Here is a 6,441-nt window from a genome sequence, read left to right as displayed (position 1 = left end):
ATTGGTACAATCATAAACGGTTACATTCGTCGTTGGGCTATTTGCCTCCGGTAGAATTTAACAAACGGCTACCCCTTAATTTTGTTGTTTGAATAGGTGTTGCCATTCCACATCTTCAAGATAACTTTTATAAGAACGCTTCAGATAATCGTGTACAACCTGCACAGCTTCTTCATAGGCTTCAGCGGGATAGCGACCACGTTCAACATAAGCTCCTACAGCAGCTTTAGCTTCCCGCTGTAGAATTTCACCAAAATCATTTTGTGCCAGACAATAACTAAGAGTGAAATTTTCAAGATTATTTTTCAGCAGCGGACGATCCTGAGCAGATGCCACAGAAATACTGAACATCAGTAAGCTATTTAATGCTATTAGCTTAAAATCCAAAATTAAACCTCCTTTGCTACTTCAGCATAACATTTATCGAAATAACCCGAATCATCCCATAATGTGTCGTGACTTATCGCACCGTCCCAAGAAATACTGAAAATAAACAATCCATTTTCTCTTTATAACACACTCATATCAGCTTTTGATTTGTTGTGATTTTTAGGTGTTTACATCAAAAAATTCGACTCAACCTACAATAAACTCTGTCATAAAAATTTTGCTAAATCCCCTCCAATAATATAACATAAATTAGCCATTAAAAGCAAAATGACTGGTTTGATTGGCAATTAATAGTTAATAAATTGAATAAGCTTTATAGAATGTAGTGATAAAAAAATATATGGATATTTAATCTCATCCCATATTTTTTGTATTTGCTCGTTAAAAGTGACTGTTAATTCTATCACCCACTTCTATAATCCACTCATTGCACTCTTCCCATCCTGAATGGGCACCGTCCATTTTTTAGCAGCTTGCTCTATCTCAATTTTTAATTGAACCACCAATTGGTAATACCTTACGTTTCTTAAGTGTATAGCGTATCACACTTTTTAATAACTCTACTGCATTGGTTGTATAAATAGCTTTGCAAATATCCTATGGATAAAAAAACAATATGCTCAGATTGTCCCAATTGATGCGCCAGAATTGGCTAATATGACGTACTTTCAATCCAGACACGGTTCAAAGTGAGTTAAGGCCAATAAGGCTTTTCCTTATAACGCTGCTAGATTAATTGCCTGCAAATCAAAGTTTTGCTTTGTAATTTTTCCAACTAATATATATATATATATCTTAAATTGTTGCATACTATATGGATTATACAAAGTTGAATTTTGGTTTCTGGATAAACGGCAGTATTTTGGTATAACCCTACCCACAATTATTCTGTAATAGAAAATTCCGATCGTAAGTCTATCTATCAGCAATGATTAGCGAATAAATATATCTCAAATAGAAACACCATAATCAAGAATAATTTATTTTAAATTTGGCATGATTTTATGGCAATTCTTACCCCCTCTCCTTACACATTTAACCCGTTAGCGTGAATACTTTAATATATTTAAACCTTTATATTCACACAACGTAATTCGTAGATAAAATAAATATCATTAAGAAAAGATACATAAGCGAATCTCATCCATTCATGGCAAGCTATTTTACCAGTCAATTATTTGAGCTAGCTCGATATTGCAATTATGGTAATGTACCAATGTCGAGGCTATAAACAACGTTTTTACACTTTTCTGCTCATCAGTACGTTTCCACTAAGCAAAATATGGCCGCAGAAGCAGACTGGTTATAAACAGAAAATACAACACAGCAATTAGAAGTTTAACTACTCATTGCCGTGTGCAAACCAGTTAAAAAAATCCCTGATGAAAACGATTCGGTTTACTCGGTAGTAGCGTCAGGATAACAAGCCATATTTGTCCGATTAATGGTATTAAAGAAATCAGAATCCACCATGCCGAGCGATTCGTATCATGCAGGCGTCTGAACAGTAATGACAAGCTAGCAATCCAAACCACAAAACCAATTGCCAGTACAGCAAAATTAACTGTCCCGTCACCCCATGTATAGATCTCATTAATCGGATGTCCCAGCATTTTTTGAACGGCATATGTCAGAACAATACCAAGAACATAATTTATTATCATAGGCCACCAGTAATCAGCTCGATTTGACGTGCCAGAAAAATTTAGAATGTTATGCCAGAATCGTCTGTAAGATTCAATCATAAACTCATCTCCTGATAATTAACATATTTATATTTACAGATTGAAAGATTCAAATTTATATTTCAGATATAGCCAATCAATCTTAAAGCCTCTTATGATCAGACACAAACGATTTAATTTTTAAAACAATTGCTTACAAATTTTATTTTTCTTATAAAACCTAAGAATAAATTTTGATTTTTTTATCCTTAATTTTAAAACAAACACATGTATTAATAGATTATCCGCAATACTTTGCATATATTATTTTGTATATTTTAAAAGAGTAATAAAAAAAATGATATATACAAATAAACGGCAATTATTTATCTAAGACAATCTGTCTGAATGTAGCTAATTTTCAAAAAAACCGATTATTAAAACAACACAATCACGACAAATTTATTTTATTCATACAAATAAAAACAATTTGCTAACCATAACCATCACATTAATATCAATAGAGACTATATATTGTTATTAGTGATAATTACGATAATAACTATCCTTTAAAGTCATTACTTCACAACAAAGCATTGTAATAAAAATAAAAACGCATACAGAAGAGTATGCGTTGTGTAAAGTGCGAATTTATATCCTATTCAAATATATGGATACTGATTGCGTCGGGTAGGTACAGCTAATCATCCAAATGGTTAGTCTTGGGTGCGAGCACAGTGCGATTACCATTACCCTCAGCAGCAGAAACAATGCCTTCCACTTCCATCTGTTCAACCAATCTTGCAGCCCGGTTATAACCAATGCGTAACTGACGCTGTACTGAAGAAATACTTGCTTTACGGGTCTTTACCACCAGTGCCACCGCCTCATCGTATAAAGGATCCACTTCATCTTCAGTGCTGCGTGTAGAAGCATTACCTGCCAAATCATCGTCACTGACACCAGCTGTTAAAATATCATCTATGTACTTTGGTTCACCAAACTGTTTCAGATAATGCACCACACGATGCACCTCTTCATCGGCCACAAATGCACCATGTACACGCTCAGGATAGGCGGTACCTGGCGGTAAAAACAGCATATCGCCTTGCCCAAGCAGATTTTCTGCACCCATCTGGTCAAGAATAGTACGGCTGTCAATTTTGCTGGATACCTGAAAAGCAATGCGTGTCGGAATATTAGCTTTAATCAAACCCGTTATAACATCTACACTGGGTCGCTGAGTCGCAAGTATCAGATGAATACCGGCAGCGCGAGCTTTCTGTGCCAACCGTGCAATTAACTCTTCAATCTTTTTTCCGGCCGTCATCATCAGATCAGCAAACTCATCCACCACCACTACGATATAGGGCAATTTTTCCAAAGGCTCCGGATCACTTGGATTTAGTGAGAACGGATTAAACAGCTTTTTATTTTGTACAGCTAATTCTTCAATCTTCTGATTGAAACCAGCCAGATTACGCACACCAGCATGGCTCATCAATCTATAGCGTTTCTCCATTTCATTTACACACCAAGTTAGCGCATTGGCAGCCAGCTTCATATCAGTGACCACTGGAGCAAGTAAATGTGGGATGCCCTCATAAATGCTTAGCTCAAGCATTTTCGGGTCAATCATAATCAGACGTACCTCATCAGGCCTTGCTTTAAACAGCATCGACAGTATCATGGCATTGACGCCTACTGATTTACCTGAACCAGTTGTACCTGCAACCAGTAAATGCGGGGCTTTGGCCAGATCTGTTACAACTGGCTGTCCAGTAATTCCCTGTCCCAGTGCCAATGTTAATTTGGAGCGAGACTGCTGAAATACCGGTGCTGAGAAAATTTCACTCAAACGGATAATCTGCCGTTTGGGGTTAGGCAGTTCCAATCCCATACAGGTTTTGCCCGGAATGGTTTCTACAACCCGAATAGATGCAAAGCCCAGACTGCGCGCCAGATCCTTTTCGAGATTAACAACCTGATTACCACGCACCCCTTGTGCCGGTTCAATTTCATAACGGGTGATTACTGGCCCGGCAAAGGCATCGATTACACGTACTTTAACCTTAAATTCTGCCAGTTTTTCTTCAATAGTGATGCCATTTTCGAGTAAGGCTTCTTCACTTTGTTGTGCCGCGGGGTCGTAATGAGGCGGCAATAATAAGTCCATGCTGGGTAACTGGGGTTTTATCTGCGGTCTGGGCACAGATTTCGCTCCCTCAGTCTTATGCAGTGCTTTTTGTAATGCCATACCTATTGCTGTTTGCTGTACCTGTACACTGGAATTTTTTTTCTGCTCAGCAGGTGGCTGTGGTGGGTTTAAATGAATAACTTCACTCACGCTTTTAACCGACGGTACAGATTCAGTTTGGGTAGCGGAAAATTCTTTAGTCACCAATTCATCAGCTTCAGGTAACGTATCAGAATGGTTAGCTGATTGTATTTCTCCTTGTGGCCAATATTTGGATACGTCAATATCTGTTTCTTTTTCCTCAGACTTGTCCGTTTCTGGAAAATAAGCGGATAAGTTTGCCTCTTCATCAGTATCTGCAAAATAAGGATCTTCAGTAGCCAATACTGGCGCTGTCGCTATAGCAACATCGCCAGCGTTTCCGTCCTGTATAGTTGAAACTGCTCCACCATTACCAAGCATGGAATGAGCTGTATCATCATAATATGAATTTGTTGTACTAGAATTTACTGATACCGTCTGCGCCACTGGCTGTATCTCTGGCGTGTAAGGAATCTGGCTTCTCTCAGAACGCATAGTTTCAGTAATGGAACCATCCATTGGTACTGCATCGAACCCGATAGGATCATCATAAGCCGCATCTGCATTGCTAAAATCATCTGCTGGCGGGACAGTCACAAATGGGGTGGCCGTAATCGCTGCCGGCATCGGCTGAAATGGCGTAAAACGCGTTGACAGTGGTGCGCGTTCTCTACCAGCAACACCTGCGTAACCTGTCTCAACTGACATATCTGCCACTGGTGCCATCATTTTGACAGCATGACGTTTACTGATGCGCGCTGCCGCCGGAATAACACTTTCACGCACTACTGGGCGCTGGAATCTCTGTTTATTAACAGGAGAATCGGTTTTAGCCAGATTGGCATAGATTTCATCCTCTGCTATTACCGGTACACTGTAGCCTGAATTAATGTGAGCTGGAGCGTCCTGATGACGTTGGCGAGCCAGTCGTTGGCGCAGCAGATTTAAACGGATATCTTCTTCGTCAATAATTTGCACACTATCATGTTGATGTCTGTGGCTATGCTGCTCATGGTAATCACTATTTGATAAGGGAGAAGCCGGATAAGCCAGATGCGACGGAGCGCCTACCGAATTACCTAGCTTACGTTGCGTAGCCTGCTGCAAATCATTCAGATCAAAGTTTTTCAATGCCCGAGCTCTGAGTAAAGCAGCCTGTTCGGCTTTAGTGCGTGAACGAACCTTATTTATTATCGGGTCATCAGCTGTTATCTCTTTTGCGTAACGATGGCTTTGCTGATTCTGACGACTCACTGGTTTGTGCTGCCAGTTAACTTGTATTACCTCAAGTACAGGAGCAGATTCAGCTACTGCATCAGCCAGAGGGTGTGTGGCCACTTTGCGGGTAGCTTCGGCCAGCGTAATGACTTCCAGATCCTTATTCGGAGTAAGCGCTACTTCCTGATTAACCGTTTCTTCACTGGTAATCAGTATGTTTTCCTCTGGTAAAGCTTCGTCGTCAGCATCAACTGAGCCATCTAGACTTGAATAGTGTTCTGTTTTTTGCTCAGTCTCCAGCTGAGTATCATTACTGTCTACAGCCTGTATTGGCATCACTGTTAATGAATTTTCCGCAAGCCGCTGTCTGCTTTCCAATACCTGCAATTGATAACTGGTGCTTGCGTTGTTTGCAAAAGCTTCGGTTAGTTCACTTGCTGCTTTATTTTTGGCTGGTTTAGGACTGGCTTCGGTTACAGTAATCTGCTTCGGAACTGGCTGTTGTGGTGGTGACTGTGGCTGGTTGATTTCTGCTGGCTGCGATTTGTGCTGTGGCTGCTCATTAGCATACGTGAATACAGGTACAGGAGGAGGTTCTGATATAGGCTCAGTCTGTACTGGTTCTGTAGCTGGTGATTGCTGTTTCTGTAGTGATGCTGGTGCTGACTGATGATACAACTGCCCACGCCGTGACATCAGATTGGACACAATGCGCTTTACCAGTGATACTTTCTTCGCCTGCGGTGCAGTGATCTGACCAGGCTGAAGCCGATTTTCATATCGGGACAGATAAGTTATTTCCAGCTGCCACTTACGTTCCTGAATGTTACGCCACCAAAATAATGCGCCTATAGCAATAATTAACAGTATTAGTACAATCCACCACATACG

3 protein-coding genes are annotated in these 6,441 nt (G+C 40.1%); all 3 read right to left on the bottom strand.

The genetic code is table 11. The features are described 5' to 3' along the window. Nucleotides 1–75 precede the first annotated feature (75 nt). The gene (locus MJ761_RS07760) at nucleotides 76–387 is read right to left on the bottom strand and encodes a hypothetical protein (protein ID WP_093091715.1); all 312 of its coding nucleotides are present in this window, start codon (nucleotides 385–387) and stop codon (nucleotides 76–78) included. 1,370 nt (nucleotides 388–1,757) lie between these two features. Beyond that, on the bottom strand, nucleotides 1,758–2,135 hold the full coding sequence (locus tag MJ761_RS07755; RefSeq protein WP_093091713.1) for a DUF805 domain-containing protein: 378 nt from the start codon (nucleotides 2,133–2,135) through the stop codon (nucleotides 1,758–1,760). A gap of 619 nt (nucleotides 2,136–2,754) precedes the next feature. After that, nucleotides 2,755–6,438 (bottom strand): DNA translocase FtsK, encoded by a 3,684-nt coding sequence (locus MJ761_RS07750; RefSeq protein WP_239392892.1) that lies wholly within the window; start codon nucleotides 6,436–6,438, stop codon nucleotides 2,755–2,757. Between the last annotated feature and the right edge of the window lie 3 nt (nucleotides 6,439–6,441).

The sequence above is a fragment of the Snodgrassella communis genome (assembly GCF_914768045.1).
In the GTDB taxonomy this organism is placed as follows: domain Bacteria; phylum Pseudomonadota; class Gammaproteobacteria; order Burkholderiales; family Neisseriaceae; genus Snodgrassella; species Snodgrassella communis.
The sequence above is the reverse complement of the archived record's forward strand: the minus strand, read 5'-3'. Positions and strand labels throughout refer to the sequence as shown.